The organism is Streptomyces fuscichromogenes (genome assembly GCF_014645815.1).
Lineage (GTDB): Bacteria > Actinomycetota > Actinomycetes > Streptomycetales > Streptomycetaceae > Streptomyces > Streptomyces fuscichromogenes.
In genome coordinates, this window is record NZ_BMML01000003.1 from 218,515 (window position 1) to 243,746 (window position 25,232).

Sequence of the window (25,232 nt, forward strand, 5' to 3'; positions counted from 1 at the left end):
ACGTCATGGCGCGGCTTCTTCAGGGCCGGTGTTCTGGTCGTGGGCCAGGGCGTGGGTGACCGCGGTGGTGCTCTCGTACAGGGCCCGGTACTGGCTGAACCGGCGGTCGTGGACAGCCGCGGTGGCGGGATCGGGGCGGACGACCGTCTCGGCGGGATTCCAGGCCGCGATGTCCGGCCGGCCGATCAGACCGGCGGCGAGGAAGGCGGCACCGTAGCTGGCGCCGATGGTCGTGCGGGGGACGACCTGTTCGAGGCCGGTGACATCGCTGACGATCCGAGGCCACAGCCCGCCCCGGGTACCGCCGCCGACCGCGACGATCCGCCGGATGTCGGCGCCGGCCGCGAGCATCGTCTCGACGTTGTGCCGGACACCGTGGGCGGTGGCCTCCAGCGCCGCCCGCATCAGGTCGCCCCGGGTGTGAGCCAGCGTCAGGCCCGCGATCACGCCCCGGGCGTCGGGATCCATGACGGGTGTGCGTTCCCCGGCGAAGTACGGCAGCATCACCAGGCCGTTCGCTCCGGGGGGCGAGGCGGCCGCCTCGTCGAACAGCACGCCGGGGCCGACGTCCCCGCACAGGTGCCCCAGCCAGTCGGTGACGGCTCCGGACGTGGCCATGCCGCCGGCCAGGCAACGGGTGCCGGGCAGGGCGCCGACCGTGGACCACATCGACGGACTGGTCACCAGCCGGTCGACGGTGTTCACCAGGAACATCGTGGTGCCGTACATCAGCATCAGGTCGCCGACGCCGTGGCCACCGACGCTGATGGCCTCGCTCCAGGCGTCGATCGTCCCCACGATGACCGGTGTCCCGGCCGGGATGCCCGTGCCGGGAACGTTCACCCGGCCGGCCTCCTGACCAGGCCAGCGCAGCGGAGGGAACTCGATGCCGGGTGCGATGTGCTCGGCCCACTCGGGGATCCAGCACTGCTCGTGGATGTCGAACAGCGGGGTGCACTGGCTGGCGGAATGCAGGTCCAGCACATAGGCGCCGGTCAGCCGGTGGGCGAGCCACGACGCGGGCATGAGGAGGCGGCGGGCACGTGCCCACACCTCGGGCTCCCGCTCGCGGATCCAGGCGAGTTTCGGCCCGACGGCCTGGGACGACAGCGCCGACCCGCACCTGCGGAAGACCGCGTCCGGCCCCAACTCCCGGTTCAGCCGCGCGATCTGTGCTCCGGCGCGGGTGTCCACGCCGTACAGCACCGCCGGCCGCACCGGCTCTCCCGCGTCGTCGACCAGGAGGGTGCACGGGCCCATGCCGCTGACTCCGACGGCCCGGACGGCGATGTCGTCGCGGTCGAGCAGTTCGGCCGCGAGCGAGACGAACTCGTCCCACCAGACGTGGGCGTCCATCTCGACATGCCCCGGACGGGGGCGGTCGACCGCGTGGGCGCGCACGGCCTCGCCCAGGATGCGGCCGTCGGCGTCGACCACCACGCCCTTGGTGCTGGAGGTGCCAACGTCAACTCCGAGGACGACGTCGATCATGTACTGCCTCCCTTGGCGCCAGGCGCGCCGTCGTGGGTTGCCGCTCGGCCCGGCGGGCGGGCGCGGTGCGGCCGGACGACTGCCGGAGACGCCGTCACATCACATCTCTACCTCGGACAGGCGTGGCGGAGCCCCGGTCTCCGTGGCAGTACCCGAATACCGGATCCGTGGCCGATACCCGGACTTCACGGTGGGGACCGGCTTGCGGGCGTCGTTGACATGCCCCTGCCTTGTGGCTAGCTTCACGAGGAGTTCCCGCTGGGCTCCTTGGGTGCCCATGACCCAGGGGCCCATCGAGGCGTTCGCACCTCAGGCACCTCATCTCCACGGTCGGACAACGTTGTCAGCCTTGGGTGGCCAAGACGCTCCCGGCATGCCGTTCATCACCCGGGGCCGCGTTCCCGACGCGGAGACAACGTTGTCGGACCTCAACTTCCGAGTAGAGGAGCAAATCCCGTGATCACACGACCGTCCAGACCTCCCGGAACCATGGCGATCGGTCTCCTCGCCGCCGCGGCGCTGGCCGCGGCCGGGCTGTGCACGCCCGCGTGGGCGGCCGGGAAGGCCGCGCTCGTCACCTCGCCGGCGACGCTCGTCAATCCGTTCATCGGAACGTCGAACCAGGCCGACGACTTTCCGGGTGCCGACGTCCCGTTCGGCATGGTGCAGTGGAGCCCTGACACACCGTCGCGTCCCGACGGCGGGGGCTACGAGTACAACGACTCGTCGATCACCGGCTTCAGCCTGACCCACATCGCCGGACCGGGCTGTGGCGCGGCCGGTGACATACCGGTGCTGCCCACGGTGGGAGCCGTGAACACCGGTGCCACGGACACCTTCTCGCACACCAATGAGTCGGCGTCCGCCGGGTCGTACAAGGTCACGCTCGACAACCAGGTGACCACCGAGCTGACCACCACGACCCGCAGCGGGATGGCCCGCTTCACCTTCCCCTCGACCAGCCAGGCCAACCTCGTCTTCAAACTGACAGGCAGTCAGAACGGTGCCAGCTCCACCCAGTTCACCAAGGTGTCGAGCACGGAGGTGAGCGGGCAGGTCACCAGCGGCCACTTCTGCGGTGCGGGCAACACGTACACCGTGTACTTCGACATGCTCTTCGACCAGCCCTTCACCACACAGGGCAGCTCGCCGGCCGAGGCGACGACCAGCACTGCCACCCCGTCGGCCAAGGCGTCGAAGAACTCCGCCGAGAAACCCGGCAAGCCGGTGCTGCACGGAAAGAACCCCGGCACCCCGCACCCGGCGTCCGGGCGGTCCACCGAGGCCGGCGTCGCCCCCGCCGCCGCGGCCTCGAACGGCTACGTCACCTTCAACACCACGTCCGACCCGGTCGTGCAGGCCAAGGTCGGCGTCTCCTACGTGTCGGTCGCGGGCGCGGTCGCCAACCGGACGGCGGAGAACACCGGTTGGGACTTCGACGCGACCCGCACCGCCGCGCAGAACGCGTGGAACAGCACCCTCGGCAAGGTGCAGATCGCCGGCGGGACGGCCGCACAGCAACAGACCTTCTACACCGCGCTCTACCACTCGCTGCTGCACCCGAACGTGATCAGCGACAGCAACGGCCAGTACTACGGCTTCGACGGCAGGACGCACACCGTGGACTCCGGCCACAGCGCGGTGTACGCGAACTACTCGGGCTGGGACATCTACCGCTCCCAGGCCCAGCTCGAAGCCCTCGTCGCCCCCCAGGTCGCCTCGGACACCGCGCAGTCGATGGTCGACGACTACACGCAGACCGGGGTCTTCCCCAAGTGGTCCGAGAACAACGGGGAGTCGTACGTCATGGTCGGTGACCCGGCGGACGCCATCATCGCCGACTACTACGCCTTCGGCGCCCGGAACTTCGACACCACCACCGCCCTGGCCGACATGGTCAGACAGGCGAGCACCACCAACAACGACCGCCCCGGCCTCGCGTACCTCAACTCGCCGGGATACATGCCGCACGACGGCAGCTACGGCTGCTGCAACTTCTACGGCCCGGTGGCGACCACCCTGGAGTACGACACCGCCGACTTCGCGGTCTCCGCGATGGCCGGAGCGCTCGGCGACACCGCCGACCAGAAGACGTACGCCAACCGCGCACAGGACTGGCGCAACGTGCTCAACCCCGCCTCCGGTTTCGTGGAACCCCGTAACGCCAGTGGCTCGTGGACCGGTGGCTTCGACCCCACCAGCGGCACCGACATGGTCGAGGCCGACTCGTGGATCTACACCGGAATGGTCCCCTTCGACATCGGCGGCCTGGCGCACGCCAAGGGCGGCAACACCGCGATGAGCCACTACCTGGACACCGTGCTGCGCAGTTACACCGGCGCCAACGGCTACGCCTGGGTGGGCAACGAGCCGAGCATCGAGCTCCCGTGGGAGTACGACTACACCGGGCAGCCCTACAAGACCCAGGGCACGGTACGGGCGATCCAGGACCAGATCTGGGCGAACACCCCCGGCGGCCTGGCGGACGGCAACGACGATCTCGGCGCGATGAGTGCCTGGTACGTGTGGTCGGCGCTCGGCATGTTCCCCGAGACACCGGGCACCGCCGATCTCGCCCTGGGATCACCGCTGTTCACCCAGGCCGTGATCGCCCTTCCCGCGGGCGGGACGCTGACGGTCGACGGCGACGGCGCGGCCGACAACGCCCCGTACGTGCAGTCCGCGGCATGGAACGGCACGGCCTGGAACAACGCCTACGCCCCCACCACGGCGATCACGTCCGGCGGCACGCTTGACTTCACGCTGGGCACCAGCGCCAACACGTCCTGGGCGACGGCGGCCACCGCGGCACCTCCCTCCTACGCGGGTGACACCACCGCACCGGCCTCGCCACGCATCGGTCCGCTCACCTCGTCGGTGGCCTCGACCCTCTGCGTGGACGACGCGTCCTCCGGCACCTCCGACGGCACCCACGTCCAGATCTGGGGCTGCAACAGCACCTACGCCCAGGACTGGATCATCGCCGGCGACGGAACGATCCGGGCCCTCGGCAAGTGCCTGGACGCCACTCACAGCGGGACCACCAACGGCACACTGATCCAGCTGTGGACCTGCAACGGCACCGGCGCCCAGCAGTGGACCGCCGGCAGCAACGGGTCGCTGGTCAACCCCGAGTCGAACCTGTGCCTGGACGACCCCAACTCCTCGACGACGAACGGCACCCAGCTTCAGCTCTACACCTGCAACGGCACGGCGGCCCAGAACTGGAAGCTGCCGAGCTGACCCACCGCCGGACCGACGACCGGCCGCGGGAGCACCGGCGGACCGGTGGCAGACGCCGCCGGTCCGCCGAAGGGGCTCGTCCGAGGCCCGGCTAGGCGTCGAGGTAGTGGTAGTCCCCATCCGGGGGGCCGATCACCAGGCCGCCGTCGTGGACCCTCCACTCGCTCATGCCGTCGACGTCGTGGCTGACCAGAAACAGTCCCCGGGGCCGCTCGTCGTACTCGTCATCCGGACAAGAGGCCGGGATCCGGGCGATCCGACGCAACCTCTCCTCGAACCAGTCGAGGGACACCGCGCGGATGTCGCCCCCGTAGAAGGCCCACCTGACGTTGTTGTACTGCCGAGCCGGGAAGGCCCAGCCCCCGCTGTAGGTGCGCTCCGGATCGTCAGCCGCCACGATCTCCTTGATCCGGGCCAGCTGTCCGTCGTCACACTCCAGCCAGCCCCTGACCGAGACCATGGTTCCCACGGCGGCTTCTCCTCATCGGTGTGGCGCGAGGTTCGGATGCGCCTGCACGCTAGGGGCGACCTGGTCGGTCACGCAAAGGGATTGAGAGAGCGCGTCCGGCGCGGACTCCACCACGACCCCGCCCGGAGATCGACTCCGACCGGATCGGCGCCCTGGGTATCTGCGCCTCCGGCGGCTGTGCCGTCCCGGCCGGCGATTCGACAACGACCCCTGCAACAAAAGGAGTTCCGCACCGTCGCGCGCAACACCTATCCTCGTCCGAGGCGTGGACCTCGCGTCCTGCCGACAGTTGGCCCTCGACGGGTCGAGGAAGTGGGGCGCAATGACCAGCCGGCTCGTCGCCATCTCCTTCGACGCTCACCAACCGGAGCGCCTGGCGCATTTCTGGGCCGGGGTTCTTGGCCTGGAGAGAGCCGACGATTCCTCCGACGGTGTCGCCCTGATGTCCGGGAACGACGCCGGATACCGACTCGGCTTCCGTTCCTCCCCGGTGCGCAAGACCGCCCAGAACAGGCTGCACTTCGACCTGACCAGCTCCTCCCCGGAGGACCAGCAGGAGACCGTGGCCAGGGCGCTCGACCTCGGCGCACGGCACGCCGACGTGGGCCAGGGGCCGGACGCGTCTCATGTGGTGCTCGCCGACCCCGAGGGCAACGAGTTCTGTGTCATCGAGCCGGGCAACGGTTTCCTGGCCGGGTGCGGCTTCATCGGAGCGCTCGCCTGCGACGGTTCGCGGACCGTGGGCTGTTTCTGGAGCGAGGCGCTGGGCTGGCCGCTGGTCTGGGACCAGGACGAGGAGACCGCCGTCCAGTCGCCCAACGGCGGTACGAAGATCACGTGGGGTGGTCCGCCGCTGATGCCGGACCCCGGCAAGGACCTGCACTTCGACCTCGCGCCGGACGGCGATCGACACGCGGAGGTCGAGCGCCTGCTCTCCCTCGGGGCGAAGCGTCTCGGCGACGCGCACGGCGAGCAGGGCGCGGTGCTGCTGACCGACCCGGACGGCAACACCTTCCGGGTGCTCACGCGACGGTGAGGCCCGCGCGCACGGTGGCCGCGGTCGGAGGTCACCGATGCGGTGAACCCGGCGGGCTGCCCGGCCTGGACCGACAAACCGGCCTGGCGGCAGCACACCGAGGATCCCCCGCGCATGCTCGCGGACGTCTCCGCCGTCGCCGACCCCGAGACCGCCGGTGGTACTGCTGGTCCCACCCTCGCGTCTGGCGGCAGCGAGTCCCGGAAGTGGACCATGAACTTCCGGGCGCGGAGCCGGGTACGGGCACGGCGCGCGGCCTCGCCCCGTCCCACGCCGGAGCGGCAATGGCACACAGAACGGACATCGTCGTGAGCATGGCCTATCTCGCACAGCCCGATCAGCAGCAGAAGCTCGAATGGCTCGACGGTGGTCAGTTCGCCGTGCTCCTGGACAGCGCGGCCACCGAGGGGCAGGTGACCGTCGGGCGGTTCAGCGTGGCCAAGGGCGAGGCGCCACCGTACCACCTGCACACCCGTGAGGACGAGATCTTCATGCTCATCAAGGGCACCGCGCTGCTGTGGTCGGACGATCAGGAGATGGAACTGTCGGAGGGCGGCATCGTCTACCTGCCCAGGAACGTCCCGCACGGTTACCGGATCACCTCCGACACCGCGGACCTGCTGATGATCTGCACCCCGGGCGGTATCGAGGGCATGTTCCGGCACGCCGGACGTGACCTGTCCACCCCGCGGCCCGACGGCTTCGAGATCTCGCGTGAGCTGATGGCCGAGGCCGCCGACATGTACGGACAGGTCATCCTCGGCCCGCCCCGCTGAACACCGACCGCACTCACCCCTCCGCTCCAGAGTCCCCCCGCGCGAAAGGCACCACCATGTCCGGGCAGCAACGCCGTGACCTCGACGAGATGCTCCGCCACGCCCCGCTCGACGTCGGAGGCGACGTCAGCGAAGCGCGCGCCGTCTTCCACGAGATGATGACCTCGATACCCCTGCCTCCCGACGTCACGACCACCCCCGGACACCTCGGCCGCATCCCCGTCGTCACCGTCGACACACCCGGCAGCGATCCGGACCGTGTCCTGCTGTACTTCCACGGCGGCGCCTACGCCATCGGCTCCGCTGCCGACGCGGCGGGCCTGGCCGCCGACGTGTCCCGGCGCTGCGGCGCCCGTGCCGTCTGCGTCGAGTACCGACTGGCGCCCGAGCACCCGTTCCCCGCGGCCGTGGATGACGCGGTGGCCGCCTATCGCGCGCTGCTCGATCAGGGGATCCCCGGCGAGCGGATCGCGTTCGTCGGTGAATCCGCCGGCGGCGGCCTGGCCGTTGCGGCACTGGTCGCCGCCAGGGACGCGGGCCTGCCCCGGCCCGCGTCGGCCGCGGTGTTCTCGCCCTGGACCGACCTCACCGTGTCCGGCGCCAGCGCGGCCGGCAAGGCCCGCCTCGACCCGTCACTCACCCCCGAGGCCCTGCGCACCCGCGCCCGGGACTATCTGGGGTCGTCGGCCGGCACCGAGCCGCTGGCCAGCCCGGTCCTCGCCGATCTCACGGGCCTGCCCCCGCTGCTCGTCCAGGTGGGCTCGCACGAGATCCTGCTGGACGACGCCGTACGGCTGGCAGCCCGCGCCGCCGAGCACGACGTGCGTGTCGAACTCCAGGTCTGGCCCCGAGTCCCGCACGTCTTCCAGTCGTTCGCCGTCATGCTCGACGAAGCCGACGAGGCACTGAACTCCGCCGCGGCCTTCACCCGCACCCACTGGAACCCCACCAAGGACTCCGCGGACTCCGCAGCCGCCGCCCCGTGAACGCCCCCCGCCAGGTCGGCTCGGCCCTCGCCACCCCGCACAGACGACGGACACGGCCCGTCGAGGGCGTATCCGCCGTGCGCAAGCGGTTCGAAAGCCGTCGGCCAGGAACCGAACCGGCCGTGCCCGCACCGCCTCCGCCCAGGTCGCCACCGTCCTCCGGCGGCGGTCACCGGGCCGACTCACAGCCACTGAGGATTGGCATCGTGCGCATTTTCGTCGCCGGTGCCACCGGGTACACCGGATCCGCGGTCGTCCGTGAACTTCTCGCGGTAGGCCATCGGGTCGTCGGCCCCGCCCGCTCGGACGGGGCCGCCGTGGCGGCCGGAGCCAACTACGCGGTGTCAGTGGTGAGTTGCGGCCCACGTCCCGGAGGGTGATGGCACAGGGCTGCTCGGCGGGCGGTCATAGGCGGGCGGGTCCGCTATCCGGGCCGGGCGGCCGTGTCGAGGGTGCGGTCCGGCTTCGTGCAGATCGTGCTGTTCCCCTCGGTGTTCCAGAGGTTGTCCCCGCTGTCCCCGCTGTTCACGGAGGCGGTGACGGTCACGGACACCGGTCCGACGACGGCCGGGTCTTCGGCTCGGCGGGCTGCGGCGGCGGTGCACACCAGTTGGCCGAGGGCGGCCCCCAGCAGCAGCCTGCGGGCCTGGACGAACTGGGGCCGGGTGTCGAAGCCCAGCGCGATCCGGACCGTGGCGCCCGCGGTCCGGACCGTCGGGTCCTTCGGCAGCCTAGGAAGTCTGCTGGTCAGGCCCGAGAGTCGGTCGGAGTCGTCCGGGCCGCTGAACACGGCTTCCACGGCCGCCTCGGTATCGGCCCGGCGGGCGATCCTGCGGGGCACCGCGGTCAGGACGCGGTTCTTGAGGAAGTAGACCGTGGTCGTCGACCGGAGACCGGTGGCCGGCTCTCCGGACTCCACCACCCCCGTCGTGGGGATGCCGCAGGCGGAGAGCAGGAACGCTGCCGCGACCAGCAGTGCGGGGCGGGCGGCTCGGTGGGCACGGCTCATGGGCGGCTCTTCTCCTGCGGTGCGGGCGGTGGCTCGTCCGGGTCCGGCCACAGCGGGAGTTCGACGGTGAAGACCGCGCCGCCGCGCGGCCCGTTCGCCGCGGTGACGGTGCCGCCGTGCAGGTGGACGTTCTCCGCGGTGATGGCCAGCCCGAGGCCGCTGCCCTCGGTTCTGGTGCGCGCGGTGTCCGACTTGTAGAACCGGTCGAAGACGTGGGGCAGAACGCTCTCGGGGATGCCCGGTCCGCTGTCCGCCACCTCGACGACCGCTCGTCGTACCGTGTCGTCGGGATCCCACGCGTACATGCGCAGCCGTACGGGGGGCGCGCCGTGGCGGAGGGCGTTGCCGACCAGGTTCGCGACGACGACGTCGAGGCGGCGCGTGTCGAGGCGGCCGCGGACCGCGTCGGGCTCGGGCAGGTGGGTCTCGACCGTCCCCAGCCAGGCCCGGGAGGCGAGGGTACGGCGGATCGAGTCGGCGAGGTCGACCTCCTCCAGGTGAAGTCCGGCCGCGCCCGCGTCGAAACGGGAGATCTCCATCAGGTCCTCCACCAGGCGGGCCAGTTTGACGGTCTCCTCGCTGATGAGCCGGACCGCGGTGGCGGTGTCGGGGTCGAGCCGGGCGGCGTCCTCGTCGAGGACGTCGGTCACCGCCGACATGGCGGCGAGCGGGGTGCGCAGTTCGTGCGAGACGTCGGAGGCGAAGCGGCGCGCGCGTGCCTCCATGCGCCGTAGTTCGGCCACCGACTCCTCCAGGGCGGCGGCGGTCTCGTTGAAGGTGTGGGAGAGGTCCGCGAGTTCGTCGGAGCCGTTGACGGCGAGCCGGGTGTCCAGGTGCCCCTCGGCGATACTGCGGGTGGCCCGGCGCAGTTCGCGTACCGGGCGCAGTACGCCGCGGGCGGCCAGCAGCGCGAGCAGCACGGCCAGGACCAGGGCCGGCACCGTGGCCCGCTCGACGGCGGGTACCAGGGCTTCGACGTAGGCCTGTTCGGTGGTCTGCGGCACGGTGAGGAAGACTCCGACGCCGGAGGGTTCGGACGTGGGGTGCTGTGCGGTGCCGAAGGTGATCGGCAGGCCGACGACGAGTGCGGGGCTTCCATTCGTCGTCACCCGCTGGAAGACGGTGCTCCCGCCGGAGGCGACGGCCTTGCGCAGGGCGGGCGTCAGTTCCTCGAAGCGGTCTCCCGGTGCGGAGGCGGCGCTCAGACCGCCGTAGGTGGCCAGCACCCGCCAGTTGTTCGACGGCTCGGACCGCGCCACTTGGCGGGCGAACGCCGCCAGCCCGTGCTGGTTCGGGGGGTAGTCCAGGTCGGCGGCGAGGGTGCTGGCATGGTCGCGGAACTGCGCGATCACGCTGTCCTGGCTCTGCTGGAGCACCCCGGTGCGCGCCTCCCGGAAGGTCAGGGCGCCGGTGGTCAGGGTGGCGACACAGGCGACCAGCAGGAAGGCCACGAGCAGCCGGCCGCGCAGGCCGCGCAGTGGGGGAGGGGCCTTCACCGGGACGTGAACCGGTAGCCGAAGCCGCGCACGGTCTGGATGTAGCGCGGCTGCCCCGGGGGCTCGCCCAACTTGGTGCGCAGCCGCTTGACACAGGCGTCCACCAGCCGTGAGTCACCGTGGTAGCTGTGTTCCCACACCGCTTCGAGGAGCTGGTGCCGGCTGAAGACCTGTCCGGGCGAGGCGGAGACGGTCAGCAGGAGCCGTAGTTCGGAGGGAGCGAGAGCGACCGGTGCGCCCTCGCGGGTGACGATCAACGCGGCCCGGTCGATGGTCAGTTCGCCATGGGTCTCGGTCTTCGGCGGACCGCCCTCGCCCGGTGTGCCGCCGACCCGTCGCAGGACGGCCCGGATCCGGGCTTCGAGCACCCTGGCCTGGACGGGTTTGACGACATAGTCGTCCGCGCCCGCTTCGAGGCCCACGACGATGTCCACGTCGTCGCCCCGGGCGGTCGCCATGATGATCGGGACCTGGTTGTCGGCGCCGCGGATACGGCGGCACACCTCCAGTCCGGGCATGCCGGGCAGCATCAGATCGAGCACCACGGCATCCGGCCGGAACGACTCCAGCTGCGCCAGCCCCTCCTCGCCGGTCCCGGCGGCGGCGACGTCGTGTCCCTGGCGGCGCAGGCCGAGCTGGATGCCGTCACGGACAGCGCGGTCGTCTTCGATGAGCAGGACACGTGGCATGTGCTCAGTATCCGCACCAGGACGGGCCGGTCAGCGGCTGTTACCGGATGATCACATACCCGCGGGACGAGCCCTCGGTGGATCGGCTGTTGCCGTTTCATCACACTCCGGGCCGACTCCGATCACACCGTGCGCCCAGGCTCGTCGTCATCACCGCACACCAAGCGACGGCTTCGACCTCCCGAGTCCGTCGTCCCGGCGGCGAGAGAAAGGGCATGAGCGTGTCCAAGCTCCGCGTTTCCGCGGTCACCGTCCTGGCAGCGGGTCTGCTGCCGGTACTTGCCGCCTGCGGCGGTTCGGCCGACAAGGCCGCCACGCGCTCCGACTCCACGGCAGGCAGCGGCGCGAACGGCACGACGACCAACGCCGACGGGGCGGTACAGCTCACCGTCCCGGACGACGCGGATCCCGACACCAAGAAGCTGTACATCACCGAGAACACCATCGCCGCCTGCATGAAGAAGCAGGGCTTCACCTACACGCCGCACGTGTCGACGGCCGACGGCGGCGACAGTCTCGCCGGCCTCGACGCGCAGGACTACGCGCTGGCGAAGAAGTCCCGGCAGAAGTACGGGTTCGGCACCTACGCGGCCGCCGTCTACCCCGACGACCCCAACGCCCCCTTCAGCCATACGAACGGGCGGGGCGGCGGCAAGGGATTCGATCCCGTCGACGACGACGAGAAGGGGTTCACCGACGCCCAGAAGACGGCGTACGCGCAGGCGCTGTCAGGTCCCCCCGGCAACACCAAGCAGAAGGACAGGCTCGGCGGCTGCGAGCTCAAGGGGTCGGAAGCCGCGAACGGGCCGGAGTTGAGCGCGGCCGAGGAGAAGAAGGCGTGGGAGGCCAAGGTGGAGGCCAACCGCGCGAACGGTCTCCAGCTCAACGGCGACACCCAGCTGGTCCAACTGGCCCAGCAGTACGCCACCTGCCTGAGGGGGCAGGGCATCACGGTCACCACCACCCAGCCGACCGGCATGGTCGACATGGTGCGGCTGGACCAGGACGTGCCGGAGAACCATCTCACCATGTCCAAGCAGGAGGCGCTGCCGCTGCTCACCAAGGAGATCGACATCTCCCTGAAGGACCTGGAGTGCGGCAAGAAGTTCCGCGCCGCGTACTTCCCGAAGCTCAAGGCCCACCCGTACTGGGGTGACGGCCAGTGAACCGGATCGACAGCCGAAGGAAACTGGGCGCCCTGGTCGGCGTGGTGGTCCTGATCGGTGCGGGCGGCTGGGTCGCCGGTACCCAGGTGCGCTCCCCGGCCGACGCCGCGGCCGCGCACCGTGCTCCGAAGGCCGGGCCGGTGACGGTGGCGGTGCAACGCCAGTCCCTGACCGCCACCGTGGTGGCGTCCGGCTCGGTGGAGTTCGCCTCACCCCGTCCGCTCTCGCTGGCCGGCTCCGTCGGCACCGGGGCGGCCGCCGCCGCGGACGGCGAGGGCGCGGAGCAGCGGATCACCAAGGCGCCGGCCGCCGGCGCCGAGATCAAGGAGGGCGACGTGCTGATGACGGTCAACGGCCGCCCCGTGTTCGCACTCGGCGGATCCGTACCGATGTACCGCGCGTTGGGTCCGGGCTCCTCCGGCGACGACGTGAAGCAGCTCCAGAAGGCCTTGCAGCGGCTCGGGTTCGACCCCGGATCGAGCAGCGGCACCTACCGCCAGGGCACCGCGACGGCGGTCGCCGCCTGGTACGCGAGCAAGGGATACGAGGCACAGAAACCGAGCGCGGCCGACCAGCAGCAGCTGGGCCAGCTGCAACAGGCGGTGTCCTCCGCGCAGGAGACGCTCCTCACCACGGACAGCGAGAGCGCAGGTGACAGTGCCGGCGACAGCGGTTCCGGTACGGGCACGGGCACGCCCGCACCACAGTCCAGCACCGACGCGCAGGTCCACGATCTCCAGGTGAAGTCCGCGAAGAAGGCGCTGGACCTGGCGAACGCCGCCCTCAGCACCTTCCAGGCCACCTACGGGACGAAGGTCCCGGCAGGCGAGGTGGTCTTCTTCCCGAAGCTGCCCGTACGGCTGAACAAGGTGACCGTGAAGACGGGGGACGCCGCGACCGGGCAGCTCGGCACCGTCACCAGTTCAGACCTGGAGGTGCAGGCGGTCGTCCCCGGCACGGACGCCGAACTGCTCAGGAAGGGCATGGCCGCCGAGCTGACGACCACGGACGGCAAGAAGGCGAAGGGCACCGTGACCGCACTCGGCACCGGTGCCGCTTCCTCCACAAGTACAAGTACAAGTACAAGTACAAGTGCGGGTGCGGGGACGACCGCGGGCGACAGCGACGGCTCCGACGGGGCCTCGCAGGAGAGCACCACCACCGACACCGCCTCCCCGGTCCAGCTGCGGATCTCCGTGTCCGACCCCGGTGACCTGGTCGGCGAGGCCGAGTCCGAGGCGGCCGTGAAGGTGACCATCAAGATCGGCGCCTCGGACGGCAAGGTGCTGGTGGTACCGCTCGCCGCGATCCGTACCTCGTCCGACGGAAACGCCCGGGTTCAGGTCGAGCGCGACGGCAAGCTCAGCGACGTACACGTCACCGTCGGGCTCTCCGCGGCCGGTCTCGTCGAGGTGAGGCCGACCGGCGGCACGCTGAAGCAGAACGACATGGTGGTGGTGGGCGAGTGACACCCGGCCCTTCCTCCGCGGCCGTCGTCATCGAACTCACCGATGTGGAGCGGACCTTCGACACCCGGCCCCCGGTGCACGCACTGCGCGGCGTGAACCTGGCCGTGCGGCGCGGGGAGCACCTCTCCATCGTGGGCCCCTCCGGCTCCGGGAAGTCGACGCTGCTCAACACGCTCGGCCTGCTGGACCGGCCCACCGCCGGCACGTACCGGCTCGACGGCGTGGAGACCACCGGGCTCGGCGACCTCGAACGCACCGCGCTGCGCGGCAGCCGCATCGGGTTCGTCTTCCAGTCCTTCCACCTCCTCCCGTACCGCACCGTCGACGAGAACGTCATGCTGGCCGAGGCATACCGCAGGCCGCGCCCCGGGCTCGGCCGCGGCGCCCGCCTCACCCGCGCCCGGGAGGCGCTGGACCGGGTCGGGCTCGGGCACCGCTCGGGCTTCAGGCCCGACCGGCTCTCCGGCGGCGAACGTCAACGCGTCGCCATCGCACGGGCGTTGATCAGCGACCCCGCACTGCTGCTCTGCGACGAGCCCACCGGCAACCTGGACACCGAGAACACCCTCTCCGTACTGGAACTCTTCGACGACCTGTGCGCCCAGGGCATGACCCTGGTCGTGATCACCCACGACGAGTCGGTCAGCCGCCGGGCGGGACAGCGCGTCCGCATCACCGACGGCAGCCTCACCCTGGAGACCGAGTGAGACTCGCGGCGAGGACCAGAGGACAGCAGAGGACCCGAGGGGCACGAGGGGCACGGGACATACAGAACATACGGGGGATACGCGGGATACGGGGGATACGGAGGACACGGGGGACCCGCGCGGCATCGGCCGGGGAAGGTGTCGAGCGTCCCTGGATGGACCCCCGGGACCTGTGGACCGAGGCCCTCGCCGGCGTCATGGCCCGCCCGGTACGGTCCGCGCTGACCACCCTCGGCACCGTGCTCGGCATCACCACGCTGGTCATCACCATCGGGGTGGCCTCCACCGCGGGCAACCAGATCGTCGGCCGGTTCGACGCGCTCACCGCGACCTCGGTCACCGTGACGGTACCGTCCGCGCCGGCCGGTTCGGACGACGGACCGCTGGTGGACTGGTCCGGGACCGACGCGGTCCGGCGACTGGCCGGAGTGGAATCGGTCGCCGCCCTCGCCGACTCCACCGTCACCAACAGCGTCCAGGTGCGGGCCAACGACGTGAAGGCGCCCGGCGACGTCTCCGGCCAGACCCTGGCCGTGGTGGCCGCTTCGGCGGACCTGCCCGCCGCCGTGCGGGGCACGATGACCGCGGGCCGTTTCTACGACTCCGGCGACATCACCGGGCACACCCAGGTCGCGGTTCTCGGCGACCAGGCGGCGCGACTGCTCGGCATCAAGCGGGTGCAGGACTCCCCGGCGATCTTCTTCCAGGGGCAGTCGTACACCGTCATCGGCATCCTCGGCGGCATCAGACGCGAACAGCGGCTGTCCACGGCCGTGATCGTGCCGCCCACCACCGCCGCGGACCGCCTCGGCCTGCGGGACGTCACCCGGGTACTCATCAACACCGCGATGGGCGCGGCCCGGCAGGTGGCACACCAGGCACCGATCGCCCTGGCCCCGGGGCAGGAGAAGGCCCTCACCGTCGCCGCCCCGGAGGACCTGTCCAGGGCACGCGACGGTGTCCAGAGCGACGTCAACGGCCTCTTCCTCGTCCTCGGCCTGGTCTCCCTCGTGGTCGGTGCGATCGGCATCGCCAACGTCACCCTGGTGACGGTGATGGAAAGGGTCGGCGAAATCGGACTGCGGCGCGCGCTGGGCGCGTCACGACGCCAGGTGGCCGGCCAGTTCCTCCTGGAGTCGACGACGATCGGCCTGCTCGGCGGCATCGTCGGCACCGCCCTGGGGACCACCGTCGTGGTGTGCGTCGCCGTGTTCAGGGAGTGGACCCCGGTCCTCGACACGAACCTCGCCCTCGGCGCCCCGTTCGCCGGAGCCCTCGTCGGCCTGCTCGCCGGTCTCTACCCGTCACTGCGGGCCGCCCGTATGGAACCGGTCGACGCGCTGCGGGCGCCCTCCTGAGTTTGTCGCGGCCGAAAGGCCGAGGCAGAAGAGAAAAAGAGCTGTTCCCCCTGGAAACAAGGAGAATTCCCATGGCCATCGGCAAGATCACCCCTGGCATCGCCCGTCGGCTCGAAGCCGAGAGGCGGCGGAAGGCGCTCGCCGCGCGGGAGCGGGAGGCCGCCGCGCGGACCCGCATGAGGCTGGCCGCCCGCCGTCGCCTCATCGGCGGCTGAGTCTCGGTACCGGGGGCGGGTCTTCGGCATCGCGCCGGGACCCGCCCTCGGTCGTGTCCAGGGAACGCAGCCGTTGAACGGGAATGGGTGAGTGAACGTTGACCACGCTCGGAGACCAGCCGACGATACAGATCCGCGTGGCCGAACCGTTGCCCGCCCCGGCGGCCGGACGGCGCGGCCCGTCCCCGCGCGACCGCGTGCCCGGCCGGCACCGGCGCACCGCCGGGGACCAGGAGAGCATCGGCCTGAGCGGTTCCGACCGGGGCGGGACCACGGCCGACGGCGCCGTCCGGCCCGGCCGCACGGCCCGCCGCACGTTCAGCCGTTTCTGGCCGCTGACCCGGGGCGACCGCTCCTGGCTGGTGCTCATCTGCGTCTGCGTGGTGCTCGCGGCGCTCGCCGAGACCGAGTCGGTCCTGCTGTTCGGCGAACTGACCGACAACGCGCTCCGAGTCGGTTCGCTCTCCGCCTTCTGGACCCCGGCCGGCCAGTGGTTCGGCGCGGCGCTGGTCGGCGCGGTCGTCGGTTACCTCGGCAACTCACTCGCGGTCTGGACCTCCGAGCGCTTCGTGATGCGGCTGCGGGAACAGGTCTTCCGCCATGTCCAGTCCCTGCCGCCCGACTTCTTCGGCCGACACCGCACCGGCGATCTGGTCGAGCGTCTCACCGGGGATGTCGAGGCCATCGAGCAGATGGTGGTCTCGGGTGCGGTCGGCACCGTGTCGGCCGTCTTCAGCACGGTGTTCTTCTCCGCCGCAGCGCTCTGGCTGCGCTGGGACCTCGCGCTGGCCACCTTCACCCTGGCCCCACTGTTCTGGCTCGCCGCCAGCCGCTTCTCCGGACGCATCAGGACCGCCGCCCGGCAGGAGCGGGTCGCCGACGGCGCCATCACCTCGGTGGTCGAGGAGTCACTCGGTCACCTCGCCCTGACCCAGGCCTACAACCGTGCCGGGGCCGAGGAGGAACGGCTGCGCCGCGAGGCCCGCGCCTGGCTGCGTGCCTCGGTGACCGGCGCCCGGCTCAGCGAGCTCTACGAGCAGCTCGTCGAGGTCGTCGAGACGCTCTGCGTGCTCGTCGTGATCGGCCTCGGCGCATGGGAGATCTCCAAGAGCCGGATGACCATCGGTCAACTGCTGGCGTTCGCTGCCTTCCTGGGCTACCTGTACCCGCCGATCCGCTCCCTCGGCCGGCTCGGCCTGACCCTGACCGCCGCCACCGCCGGAGCCGAGCGGCTGCTGGAGATCCTCGACGCCCGGCCCGCCGTCACCGACCCGGCGGCCGACCGCGCGGTGCGGCCGAGCGGGGTGCGCGGCGAGGTCGAGTTCCACCAGGTCGGCTTCCGCTACCCGGGCGCGGCCGAGGACGTCCTCAGCGCGGTGTCGTTCACGGCCCGGCCCGGCGAACTGGTGCTGATCACCGGCGCGAGCGGAGCCGGCAAGTCCACCGTCTCCAAGCTGCTCCTGCGCTTCTACGACCCGGCCGCCGGGCAGGTCCGGCTCGACGGTGTCCCGCTGGACCGCATGCCGGTGAGCTTCCTGCGGGAGAACATCGCCCTGCTGCCCCAGGAGACGCTCATCCTGCACGACTCCGTCCACGAGAACATCGCCTGCGGCCGGCCGGGCGCCACCGACGCCGACGTCGTCCGGGCCGCCCGCGCCGCCGACGCCCACGACTTCGTCGCCGCGCTCCCCGACGGCTACGACACCCCGATCGACCCGCACACCGCGGAGCTCTCCGGCGGCCAGCTCCAACGCCTCGCCATCGCCCGCGCGATGCTCCGTGACGCGCCGGTACTCGTCCTCGACGAACCCACCACCGGCCTCGACGCAGCTACCGCACGCCGGGTCATCACACCGCTTCGCCGCCTGATGCGGGGCCGTACCACCATCATGATCACCCACGACCTGAACCTCGCCCCGGACGCCGACCGCATTCTCGTACTGGACCACGGCCGCCTCGTCGAAACCGGCACCCACCACGAACTGCTGACCCTCGAAGGCTCGTACGCCCACCTCCACCGCGCACAGAACCACGGCACCGAGCGGCCCGCGGAGGAGGGGTAGCCCGACTGCTCCACCTTCGGGGCGCCGGCGGACCGTTATCGCTCGGCGCCCTGTCGGACCGCGTCGTCGCCGGCGGTCTCGCCGCGGTGGGGGTCCAGGCTGTCGACCGCTTGCTCGCTCCATGCCCGGATGACCGATGCCTGCTCGGGGGTCAGCGAGTCGAGGAAGTGGCGGCGGATGTTGCCGCCGTGCACGAGGACGGCACTCTGGGCGGCGCGGCGGCCCTCGGCGGTCAGCCCGATCCCCGCGCGGCGGCCATCGGCCCCGTACTGGGTGCGTTTGACGAAGCCGCGCTTTTCCATGCGCGTCAGCTGATGGGAGACGCGGCTCTTGTCCCAGTCGAGCGACTCGGAGAGCTCGCCGACGCGCATCTCGCGGCCGGCCGCCTGCCACAGTGTCACCAGGACGCTGAACTCGGCCTTCGAGATGTCGCAGGCACGCTGCAGCCCACGCTCCAGCTCCCTGGTGAGCAGGCGCTGCGCCCGCATCCAGGTATCCCAGAACTCCCACTCCTCGGGTTCCAGCGATCGAGTCTCCGTCATACCGCCGAGGATACCGCGACCAGCGGAGTTGTTACATCAACTCCCTCCACTCTAGAGTTGATGTGTCAACTCCTGTGGAAGGAAGACCATGACGCTGCGCATTGCGCTCATCCTCGGAAGCACCCGCCCCGGACGCCGCGGTGACCAGATCGCCGCCTGGGCGCTCGAAGCCGCCCGCGCCCACGGCGGCGCCGACTACGAACTCGTCGACCTCGCCGACCACGACCTCGGCAACCTCGACGAGCCCGGCAACCCGAACCTCCAGCAGTACCAGCACGACCACACCCGTGCCTGGAGCGCGCTCATCGACAGCTTCGACGGCTACGTGTTCGTCGTCCCCGAGTACAACCGCTCCTACCCCGGAGCCCTGAAGAACGCCCTGGACTACGTCTACCGGGAGTGGAACGACAAGGCCGCCGGAATCATCAGCTACGGTGGCTGGGTCGCCGGAGCCCGGGCCGCCGAAGCGCTGCGGCTCGTCCTCGCCGAACTCCAGGTGGCCACGGTCCGCGCCCAGCCCACCATCTCGTCACACCCCTCGTTCCGCACCGGCGGCTTCGTCCCTCAAGAGGGCCTCGACACCGCCGTGGGCGGCATGCTCGACCAGCTGATCGCCTGGTCCGGCGCGCTGCGCGGGGTGCGCGAGGCCAGGACGCGGACGGCCACGGCCGCATGAGGCCCGGTTCGCGGCCGATCAGGTGACGGAGCCCGGGAAGGCGGCGGGCGCCGCTACGGCGGGCAACCCCACCGGCCCCGCCGAACGCGCGGCTGGTAGAAACGCTTCGAAGAAAGGGGCGAGCATCATGGGTGGCTTCAAGTGCGGCTGCGGGAACATCTTCAGCGGTTCCCACAACCCGGGTCAGCGGTTCCGGCTCGTCCCCGACGAGCTCTTCGACCAGATCGCATGGCCCGCCCCTGACGATCTCGACACACAGGAGCGGCAACGCGCCGTGGAGGCGTCGTTCTCGTCGCTGTACGTCTGTGGCAACTGCGGGCGGCTCCACCGGGACGGCGAGGGCGTGTCGGTCCTCTCGTACGTCGCCGAGGCGTCCCCGCCGCGGATCTGGGCCGACTTCACCCTGCGGGACGAGCTCGGTCGTGTCCTGCTCCGCGAGGACCGGAGTCTTGCCGACATCCGCCGCCAGAAGCTCCTCTTCAACCCGCCTTTGCCCGTCGTCCTTCACGACGACTCGGGCGCTGAGGCGGCGGGGGAGGCGGGGTTCGGCCTGGACGCCTCCGGCGGCTACGACGAGACGCTGTGGGCGGTCAGACTGGACGACGACCCCGCCTGAGGCGCCGATGGCGGTCCTGCGGCGCGCAGGAGGACGAAGGCCTGGTCCCAGCGAGAGGGCTGGTCGGGCGGACGCCGGATGGTCACGGCTCGGCCTCGGCGACCTGGCGGATCCGCCCGGCTCGGCGTGGCACCCTGCGCCCTATCGGCACCGAGGTCACCGGTCCCGGCCGGCGGGCAGGTCAGACCCCTGCGCGGCGATGGTCCGGCTCGTTCGCGCCAGGGTGTGCGACGAGGCTGTGGGAGCGGTCGCGGATGGCCTCGGGGGTGGCCAACTCGGCGCGGTTGACGATGAGTTCGCGGCCCAGGAGCAGTGCGCGCCGGGACGCGGGCACTTGGAGGTCGTCGGCAAGTGTCGTCAGGTCGGTGAGATGGGCGAAGCCGATGACGCGGCGGACGATCTCCGTGCCCGCGAAGCCGACCGACTCCGTCCAGACCCGGCTCAGGAACCGCTCCAGAAAGGCGTCGTCGAAGAAGGTGTCGACGCGCGACGGCCACAGGCGCCGGAACTCGGCCTCGAACCCCGCCCAGCTCAGGCGCAGTTGCTCGGCGTGGTCGTTCTCGGCGCCCAGCGCGTGCGCGCGGGCCTCGGAGACGAGGACGTTCGCCCAGTACAGGCCGAGGTCGAAACCGATCGGGCCGACGAAGGAGAACTCCGGATCGAAGACCCGGACGACCTCGGCGCCGTCCCGTCGGCCGACCATGACGCTGCCGGTGTGCAGGTCGCCGTGGAGCAGCGCCTGACCGCTCGTCATGAAGACATGGCGGAGTTCGGCGACCTCGGTGCGCAGCCGGGTGTCGGCGCGGAACTCGGCGGCCAGGTCGTCGAGTCCGGGGTGCCAGTGGTTGTGCTCGTGCTCGATGTACGGCTCCGAGAGGACCACGTCCTCGGTGATCTCGCAGAGTTCGGGGTTCACGGAGGTGGCGATCAGGGCCTTGCGGCCGGCGGAGGGCATGCCGAAGTCACTGGTGGCGAAGGACAGCTGCGCGACGAGTTCGCCGATGCGGGCCGAGATGTACGGGCCGTAGGAACCGCCCTCGTTGAGGTGCGTGCGCAGCACCCGGAGGTCGGAGAGGTCCTCCATGACGAGGGCGTGGTTCTCGGCGTCGTACCCGTGGATCGCGGGGATCTTGTCCGGGGCGGCCTTGGCGATCTGCTCGTACGCGCGGGCCTCGGCGTCGGAGCGGTCCGGGCTCAGCGGCCACGAGGGACCGGCGACGCGGACCCAGGGCAGGGCCTGCTTCACGGCGAGGCTGCGGGTACCGGCGCTGTTCGAGGCCAGGAACACGCGGTTGAGATTGCCGTCGGAGACCTCGCGGACGTGGATGTCGTCGAGGTCGTCCCAGTGGCCGCGCTCGCGCAGGTAGCCCGGGATGTCGTCGGTGTCCAGGATGCGGTAGCCCATGGTGTCGGTTTCCTTATGCGGTACGGCGCTTGGACAGAGTGAAGCTGAAGACCAGGGCCAGGATGAGGACGGCGCCCTCGACCACGTCCTGCGTGTAGTACGGCAGGCCCTTGATGGTCAGGCCGGTGGTGATGATGCCGATGAGGACCGCGCCCAGGGCCGTGCCCCAGACGTTCGGGCGGCCCCGGCCCAGCACCGAGGTGCCCACGAGGGCGACGGCGACCGCTTCCAGGAGCTGGGAGGTGCCGGCGCTCACGTCGCCCTGACCGATGCGGGAGGCCAGGATCAGGCCGCCGACCGAGGCGAGCACACCGGAGATGACATAGGCCAGGGCACGGTAGGCGCCGACCCGGATGCCGGCCAGCCGGGAGGCCTCGGCGTTGGCGCCGATGGCGTACAGGACGCGGCCCCAGCGGGTACGGGCGAGGAAGATCCAGGCGGCGACCGTCAGCGCGCCGAAGATCAGGACCGAGACGGGGATCCCCAGGACCGTGCCGCGGTCGATGCGCAGGAAGCCCGCGGTGAACTTCCCGGGCGCCGTGGTGCCGTCGGACATCGTCATGCCCGGGGTGACGGACTGGCCGTCGACCAGGATGAGTTTGCCGCCCTGGATCACGAACATGACGCCGAGGGTGGCCAGCATGTCGGGGATCCTGAGTACGACGATCAGGAGTGCGTTGAGCAGTCCGGCGAGGGCGCCCGCCGCCAGCACCGCGATGATCGCGACCGCGCCGACCTGGTTGTGGACGACCATCGTCTGGGCGGCGACCGAGACGCCGAGGCCGGCGACGGCGCCGACGGACATGTCCATTCCGCCGACGGCCATGGTGAGGGTGACGCCGAGGCCGAGGATCGCCGCGACGGAGACGTACCGGAGCGTGTCGAGGAGGGTCGCCGACTCGCGGAAGGTGCCCTCGCTCAGCGCGAAGTACAGGAAGAGCGCGACGGTGACGAAGATGAAGCCGTACTTGATCACGGCGTTCTGGGCGCGTACCGCGGTGCGGGGCGCGGGCCGGGGCGCCGCCTTGGCGGGGGTCCCGGTGCTCTGGGTGGTGGTCATGGGTGCTGCTTCCTTCGGCGGCCGGTGTCGGGGGACTCAGACGGACCCGGCGATGGTCCGGATCACGCGGTCGCGCTCCGCGTCCTCGCCGTACGCGTCGAGGTGGACCTCGCCGGCCGCGAGCACGACGACCCGGTCGGCGATCTCCAGGATCTCGTCGACGTCGGCGGACAGGACGAGCACGGCCGCGCCCTCGGCGGCCAGGGCGCGGGCCCGGCGGCCGATGTCGCGGCGGGCACCGATGTCCACACCTCGGAACGGCTCGTCCAGGATGAGGACACGGGGGGTCTTGGCGAGCCAGCGGCCGACGACCACCTTCTGCTGGTTGCCGCCGGAGAGCTCCTCCACGGCGCTGTGCTCGTCGCGGGTGACGACACCGAGGGCGTCGATGGCGGCGCGGCCGAGGGCGTCCTCGCGGGAGCGGTTCACCAGTCCCGCGAGGGAGAGGGACCCGAGGAACGGCAGCGAGATGTTCTGCGCCACCGACCAGCCCGGGACCAGGGCGTCGGCGTGCCGGTCCTCGGGGACCAGATGGACGCCGGCCCAGATGGCGTCGGCCGGGCGGCGGGGCGCGTAGGCCCTGCCGTCCAGGGTGACGGCTCCGGTGCGGAAGGGCTCGGCGCCGAACAGGCCGCGGGCCAGCTCGGTCTTGCCCGCGCCCAACAGGCCGACGACTCCGGTGACTTCGCCGGAGCGCAGGTCGAGGTCGAGCGGGGCGCGGCCGTCGAGGAGCCGTACTCCGTGCAGGGCGAGGACGGTCTCGCCCGGGTCGCCGTCGCGGGTCGGGCGGGCGGTCTGGGCCTCCTGCGCCTGGGCGAGCATCGCGCGCAGGGCGGCGTCCCAGTCGAAGGGCCTGGCCTGGTCCTCGGTGAGACGGCCGTCACGCAGCACGACCAGCCGGTCGGCGAGGGCGTCGATCTCGCCGAGGCGGTGGGAGACGTACAGCACCGCGATGCCGTCCTCGCGCATCTTCTCGACCAGCGCGAAGAGCCGCTCGGCCTCGGTCGCCGAGAGCGCGGAGGTGGGCTCGTCGAGGATGAGGAGGCGGGGGCGGGTGGCCAGCGCGCGGGCGAGGATCAGCAACTGGCGGTCGGAGAGGCCGAGGTCGGTGACGTCTTGGCGCAGGATCGCGTCGCTCCAGTCCAGGCCCAGGCCCGCCTGGATCTCGCGGGCGCGGGCCAGGGTGCGGCCGCCGCTCAGGAACGGGTTGCCGCGCTTCTGCGCCAGCTCTTCGAAGACCAGGTTCTCGGCCACGCTGAGGCCGGGCACGATGCCCTCGCCGATGCGCTGGTGGACCGTCTGGATGCCCAGTTGGCGGGCGGCGAGAGGGGACGGGAGGGCTACGGGTTCCCCGGCGACCCGTACCTCACCCCCGTGTCCGGGGTGCACGCCCGACAGGATCTTGATCAGCGTGGATTTCCCGGCGCCGTTCGCCCCGAGCAGCGCGACCACGCTGCCCGGGGCGATGTCGAGGGAGACGCCGGCGAGCACCGTCCTGCCGCCGAACGCCATGCTGACGTCCGTCAGACCGACCGCGGGCGTCCCCCCAAGGGCCGTCTCAGTGGGCGACATTGGGGATCCAGTCGGCGGTGCTGACCTTGGAGAGGTTCAGCGCGGGCAGGGCGGTGCGCAGCTGGTCCATGTTCTCGATCTTGTTCTTGACCAGGAAGTCCCGCGTGATGGCGACGGCCGGGAACTCGACCGAGGACTGGTTCAGCTGACCGGCCAGCTCCAGCGCGGTCGTGCGCACCACGGCCGCGCCCACCGCGGACGGGTCGGTGCCGGCGGTGGCGACCCAGGGGCTGTCGGCGGCCGTCATGTTCTGGATGTCGGCGTTGGAGACGTCCGCGCCGAAGACCTTCACCTTGCCCTGGAGCTTCTTGTTCTGCACGGCGAGGACGGTGCCCTTGGCGAGTTCGTCGTAGGGCGCGAAGACGCCCGCCACGTCGGAGTGCTGGGTCAGCGCGGCGGACACCAGCGGGACGTTGTCGGTGGCGGTCGAGTCGGTGACCTTGCCGACCTTGAACTCCTGCGTCCAGCCGTTCGCGGTGAGCGCCTTCTTCCACACCGAGTCGCGCTTGTCGAGGGCGGCGTAGCCGGCCACGTTGACATAGCCGACCTTGGTGTTCCTGCCGACCGTCTTGGCCATCACGTCGAGGACGGCCTGCGCCATGCTGGCGTCGTCCTGCTCGGTGCTGACGACGGACTTGTTGGTCTGGTCGACGTCGTACACGACGACCTTGATGCCCTTCTTCACGGCCTGGTCGATCTCCGGCTGGATGGTGGCCGGGAACCCGTGGTCGACGATGATCGCCTGTGCGCCGGAGTTGATGGCGGACGAGAGGTCGGTGGCCTGCTTGGCGTTGTCGGCCTGGGCGTCGTACACCGTCAGGTCGATACCGAGCGCCTTGGCCTGGGCCTTGGCGCCGTTGCCCCACTGCTCGAAGTAGTCGCCGGCGCCGCTCTGCCGGACCAGGGCGACCTTGACCGTGCCCTTGCTGAACGGGGCGGGCTTCTTGCCGGTGGCGGCCGAGGCCGAGGCGGCGGTGTCGCTGCCCGCCTGGGTGGAGGCGTCCGAGGACTGCGAGCAGCCGGAGAGGACCAGGGCGGAGACGGACGCGAGCGACAGCGCGGCGAGAGGCAGGCGGACACGGGACATGACAGGCTCCAGGTGCAAAGGGTGGCGCAGAAGCGGGAACGCGGGACAACGCGCGGAAGCAGACGGTGGCTTGGACCGGAGCGGGAGCTGGAACGCGTCAT

Annotated in this window: 23 protein-coding genes; 13 read left to right on the forward strand and 10 right to left on the reverse strand. The window is 71.1% G+C overall.

Annotated features, from left to right (window positions below; all coding sequences use genetic code 11):
• Nucleotides 1-3 precede the first annotated feature (3 nt).
• A complete protein-coding gene (locus IEZ11_RS08030; RefSeq protein ID WP_189261918.1) occupies nucleotides 4-1,491 on the reverse strand; it encodes an FGGY-family carbohydrate kinase in 1,488 nt (495 codons plus the stop codon).
• A 456-nt stretch (nucleotides 1,492-1,947) separates the two neighbouring features.
• On the opposite strand from IEZ11_RS08030, the gene IEZ11_RS08035 reads away from it, so the two are divergent.
• Entirely contained in the window at nucleotides 1,948-4,734 is a 2,787-nt protein-coding gene (locus IEZ11_RS08035) for a lectin (RefSeq protein WP_229712870.1), read from the forward strand.
• A gap of 91 nt (nucleotides 4,735-4,825) precedes the next feature.
• Here the strand turns inward: IEZ11_RS08035 and IEZ11_RS08040 are convergent, their stop codons facing one another.
• Nucleotides 4,826-5,194 (reverse strand): hypothetical protein, encoded by a 369-nt coding sequence (locus IEZ11_RS08040; RefSeq protein WP_229712920.1) that lies wholly within the window; start codon nucleotides 5,192-5,194, stop codon nucleotides 4,826-4,828.
• A 331-nt stretch (nucleotides 5,195-5,525) separates the two neighbouring features.
• On the opposite strand from IEZ11_RS08040, the gene IEZ11_RS08045 reads away from it, so the two are divergent.
• From IEZ11_RS08045 to IEZ11_RS50630, 4 genes are all read left to right on the forward strand, one after another.
• Nucleotides 5,526-6,239: a VOC family protein gene (locus tag IEZ11_RS08045; RefSeq protein ID WP_189261920.1), complete on the forward strand. Its 714-nt coding sequence runs from the start codon at nucleotides 5,526-5,528 to the stop codon at nucleotides 6,237-6,239.
• Between the two features lie 284 nt (nucleotides 6,240-6,523).
• Nucleotides 6,524-7,015 (forward strand): cupin domain-containing protein, encoded by a 492-nt coding sequence (locus IEZ11_RS08050; protein ID WP_229712871.1) that lies wholly within the window; start codon nucleotides 6,524-6,526, stop codon nucleotides 7,013-7,015.
• Between the two features lie 56 nt (nucleotides 7,016-7,071).
• Nucleotides 7,072-8,001 carry an alpha/beta hydrolase gene (locus tag IEZ11_RS08055; protein ID WP_189261921.1) on the forward strand — a complete coding sequence of 310 codons (930 nt, stop codon included), beginning with the start codon at nucleotides 7,072-7,074 and terminating at the stop codon, nucleotides 7,999-8,001.
• 206 nt (nucleotides 8,002-8,207) lie between these two features.
• Entirely contained in the window at nucleotides 8,208-8,381 is a 174-nt protein-coding gene (locus IEZ11_RS50630) for an NAD-dependent epimerase/dehydratase family protein (protein WP_373294856.1), read from the forward strand.
• Between the two features lie 44 nt (nucleotides 8,382-8,425).
• On the opposite strand, the gene IEZ11_RS08060 is transcribed toward IEZ11_RS50630, so the two are convergent.
• The 3 genes from IEZ11_RS08060 to IEZ11_RS08070 are packed head-to-tail and all read right to left on the reverse strand — an operon-like array spanning nucleotide 8,426 to nucleotide 11,195.
• Nucleotides 8,426-9,010, reverse strand: coding sequence for a hypothetical protein (locus tag IEZ11_RS08060; RefSeq protein ID WP_189261922.1), 585 nt, complete (start codon nucleotides 9,008-9,010; stop codon nucleotides 8,426-8,428).
• Nucleotides 9,007-10,506, reverse strand: coding sequence for a sensor histidine kinase (locus IEZ11_RS08065; protein ID WP_189261923.1), 1,500 nt, complete (start codon nucleotides 10,504-10,506; stop codon nucleotides 9,007-9,009). The genes IEZ11_RS08060 and IEZ11_RS08065 overlap by 4 nt, the downstream gene beginning before the upstream one ends.
• The gene (locus tag IEZ11_RS08070) at nucleotides 10,503-11,195 is read right to left on the reverse strand and encodes a response regulator (protein ID WP_189261924.1); all 693 of its coding nucleotides are present in this window, start codon (nucleotides 11,193-11,195) and stop codon (nucleotides 10,503-10,505) included. Before IEZ11_RS08070 ends, IEZ11_RS08065 begins: the two co-directional genes overlap by 4 nt.
• Before the next feature lie 215 nt (nucleotides 11,196-11,410).
• Here IEZ11_RS08070 and IEZ11_RS08075 point away from each other — a divergent pair, with 215 nt between their 5' ends.
• The 6 genes from IEZ11_RS08075 (at nucleotide 11,411) to IEZ11_RS08100 (ending at nucleotide 18,173) form a co-directional block, all read left to right on the forward strand.
• The gene (locus tag IEZ11_RS08075) at nucleotides 11,411-12,361 is read left to right on the forward strand and encodes a DcrB/PsbP domain-containing protein (protein WP_189261925.1); all 951 of its coding nucleotides are present in this window, start codon (nucleotides 11,411-11,413) and stop codon (nucleotides 12,359-12,361) included.
• Entirely contained in the window at nucleotides 12,358-13,830 is a 1,473-nt protein-coding gene (locus tag IEZ11_RS08080) for a peptidoglycan-binding domain-containing protein (protein ID WP_189261926.1), read from the forward strand. The genes IEZ11_RS08075 and IEZ11_RS08080 overlap by 4 nt, the downstream gene beginning before the upstream one ends.
• A complete protein-coding gene (locus IEZ11_RS08085; protein ID WP_189261927.1) occupies nucleotides 13,827-14,537 on the forward strand; it encodes an ABC transporter ATP-binding protein in 711 nt (236 codons plus the stop codon). The genes IEZ11_RS08080 and IEZ11_RS08085 overlap by 4 nt, the downstream gene beginning before the upstream one ends.
• 155 nt (nucleotides 14,538-14,692) lie before the next feature.
• Nucleotides 14,693-15,895 (forward strand): ABC transporter permease, encoded by a 1,203-nt coding sequence (locus tag IEZ11_RS08090; RefSeq protein ID WP_189261928.1) that lies wholly within the window; start codon nucleotides 14,693-14,695, stop codon nucleotides 15,893-15,895.
• A gap of 71 nt (nucleotides 15,896-15,966) precedes the next feature.
• Complete coding sequence (locus IEZ11_RS08095; protein WP_189261929.1) at nucleotides 15,967-16,110, forward strand: hypothetical protein; 144 nt, start codon at nucleotides 15,967-15,969, stop codon at nucleotides 16,108-16,110.
• Between the two features lie 245 nt (nucleotides 16,111-16,355).
• Nucleotides 16,356-18,173: an ABC transporter ATP-binding protein gene (locus IEZ11_RS08100; protein WP_189262216.1), complete on the forward strand. Its 1,818-nt coding sequence runs from the start codon at nucleotides 16,356-16,358 to the stop codon at nucleotides 18,171-18,173.
• 35 nt (nucleotides 18,174-18,208) lie between these two features.
• Here the strand turns inward: IEZ11_RS08100 and IEZ11_RS08105 are convergent, their stop codons facing one another.
• Nucleotides 18,209-18,715, reverse strand: coding sequence for a MarR family winged helix-turn-helix transcriptional regulator (locus IEZ11_RS08105; protein WP_189261930.1), 507 nt, complete (start codon nucleotides 18,713-18,715; stop codon nucleotides 18,209-18,211).
• 88 nt (nucleotides 18,716-18,803) lie between these two features.
• Here IEZ11_RS08105 and IEZ11_RS08110 point away from each other — a divergent pair, with 88 nt between their 5' ends.
• Together IEZ11_RS08110 and IEZ11_RS08115 are read left to right on the forward strand one after the other, a co-directional pair.
• Nucleotides 18,804-19,391: an NADPH-dependent FMN reductase gene (locus IEZ11_RS08110; protein ID WP_189261931.1), complete on the forward strand. Its 588-nt coding sequence runs from the start codon at nucleotides 18,804-18,806 to the stop codon at nucleotides 19,389-19,391.
• 127 nt (nucleotides 19,392-19,518) lie between these two features.
• Entirely contained in the window at nucleotides 19,519-20,007 is a 489-nt protein-coding gene (locus IEZ11_RS08115; RefSeq protein WP_189261932.1) for a DUF8617 domain-containing protein, read from the forward strand.
• Between the two features lie 181 nt (nucleotides 20,008-20,188).
• On the opposite strand, the gene mtnK is transcribed toward IEZ11_RS08115, so the two are convergent.
• Genes mtnK through IEZ11_RS08135 form a run of 4 tightly spaced genes read right to left on the reverse strand, consistent with a single transcriptional unit; the run spans nucleotide 20,189 to nucleotide 25,131 of the window.
• Nucleotides 20,189-21,412 carry an S-methyl-5-thioribose kinase gene (gene mtnK / locus IEZ11_RS08120; RefSeq protein WP_189261933.1) on the reverse strand — a complete coding sequence of 408 codons (1,224 nt, stop codon included), beginning with the start codon at nucleotides 21,410-21,412 and terminating at the stop codon, nucleotides 20,189-20,191.
• A gap of 13 nt (nucleotides 21,413-21,425) precedes the next feature.
• Nucleotides 21,426-22,472, reverse strand: a complete 1,047-nt coding sequence (locus tag IEZ11_RS08125; RefSeq protein WP_189261934.1) for an ABC transporter permease — start codon at nucleotides 22,470-22,472, stop codon at nucleotides 21,426-21,428.
• A gap of 36 nt (nucleotides 22,473-22,508) precedes the next feature.
• Complete coding sequence (locus IEZ11_RS08130) at nucleotides 22,509-24,044, reverse strand: sugar ABC transporter ATP-binding protein (RefSeq protein WP_189261935.1); 1,536 nt, start codon at nucleotides 24,042-24,044, stop codon at nucleotides 22,509-22,511.
• Entirely contained in the window at nucleotides 24,031-25,131 is a 1,101-nt protein-coding gene (locus IEZ11_RS08135; protein WP_189261936.1) for a substrate-binding domain-containing protein, read from the reverse strand. The genes IEZ11_RS08130 and IEZ11_RS08135 overlap by 14 nt, the downstream gene beginning before the upstream one ends.
• Nucleotides 25,132-25,232: the final 101 nt, after the last annotated feature.

Excerpts from the sequence above, each read along its gene's own strand:
- IEZ11_RS08030 (WP_189261918.1), bottom strand. The coding sequence starts at position 1,491 with ATGATCGACGTCGTCCTCGGAGTTGACGTTGGCACCTCCAGCACCAAG.
- IEZ11_RS08040 (WP_229712920.1), bottom strand. The coding sequence starts at position 5,194 with ATGGTCTCGGTCAGGGGCTGGCTGGAGTGTGACGACGGACAGCTGGCC.
- IEZ11_RS08045 (WP_189261920.1), top strand. The coding sequence starts at position 5,526 with ATGACCAGCCGGCTCGTCGCCATCTCCTTCGACGCTCACCAACCGGAG.
- IEZ11_RS08050 (WP_229712871.1), top strand. The coding sequence starts at position 6,524 with ATGGCACACAGAACGGACATCGTCGTGAGCATGGCCTATCTCGCACAG.
- IEZ11_RS08055 (WP_189261921.1), top strand. The coding sequence starts at position 7,072 with ATGTCCGGGCAGCAACGCCGTGACCTCGACGAGATGCTCCGCCACGCC.
- IEZ11_RS08060 (WP_189261922.1), bottom strand. The coding sequence starts at position 9,010 with ATGAGCCGTGCCCACCGAGCCGCCCGCCCCGCACTGCTGGTCGCGGCA.
- IEZ11_RS08070 (WP_189261924.1), bottom strand. The coding sequence starts at position 11,195 with ATGCCACGTGTCCTGCTCATCGAAGACGACCGCGCTGTCCGTGACGGC.
- IEZ11_RS08075 (WP_189261925.1), top strand. The coding sequence starts at position 11,411 with ATGAGCGTGTCCAAGCTCCGCGTTTCCGCGGTCACCGTCCTGGCAGCG.
- IEZ11_RS08090 (WP_189261928.1), top strand. The coding sequence starts at position 14,693 with ATGGACCCCCGGGACCTGTGGACCGAGGCCCTCGCCGGCGTCATGGCC.
- IEZ11_RS08095 (WP_189261929.1), top strand. The coding sequence starts at position 15,967 with ATGGCCATCGGCAAGATCACCCCTGGCATCGCCCGTCGGCTCGAAGCC.
- IEZ11_RS08105 (WP_189261930.1), bottom strand. The coding sequence starts at position 18,715 with ATGACGGAGACTCGATCGCTGGAACCCGAGGAGTGGGAGTTCTGGGAT.
- IEZ11_RS08110 (WP_189261931.1), top strand. The coding sequence starts at position 18,804 with ATGACGCTGCGCATTGCGCTCATCCTCGGAAGCACCCGCCCCGGACGC.
- IEZ11_RS08115 (WP_189261932.1), top strand. The coding sequence starts at position 19,519 with ATGGGTGGCTTCAAGTGCGGCTGCGGGAACATCTTCAGCGGTTCCCAC.
- mtnK (WP_189261933.1), bottom strand. The coding sequence starts at position 21,412 with ATGGGCTACCGCATCCTGGACACCGACGACATCCCGGGCTACCTGCGC.
- IEZ11_RS08125 (WP_189261934.1), bottom strand. The coding sequence starts at position 22,472 with ATGACCACCACCCAGAGCACCGGGACCCCCGCCAAGGCGGCGCCCCGG.
- IEZ11_RS08130 (WP_189261935.1), bottom strand. The coding sequence starts at position 24,044 with ATGTCGCCCACTGAGACGGCCCTTGGGGGGACGCCCGCGGTCGGTCTG.
- IEZ11_RS08135 (WP_189261936.1), bottom strand. The coding sequence starts at position 25,131 with ATGTCCCGTGTCCGCCTGCCTCTCGCCGCGCTGTCGCTCGCGTCCGTC.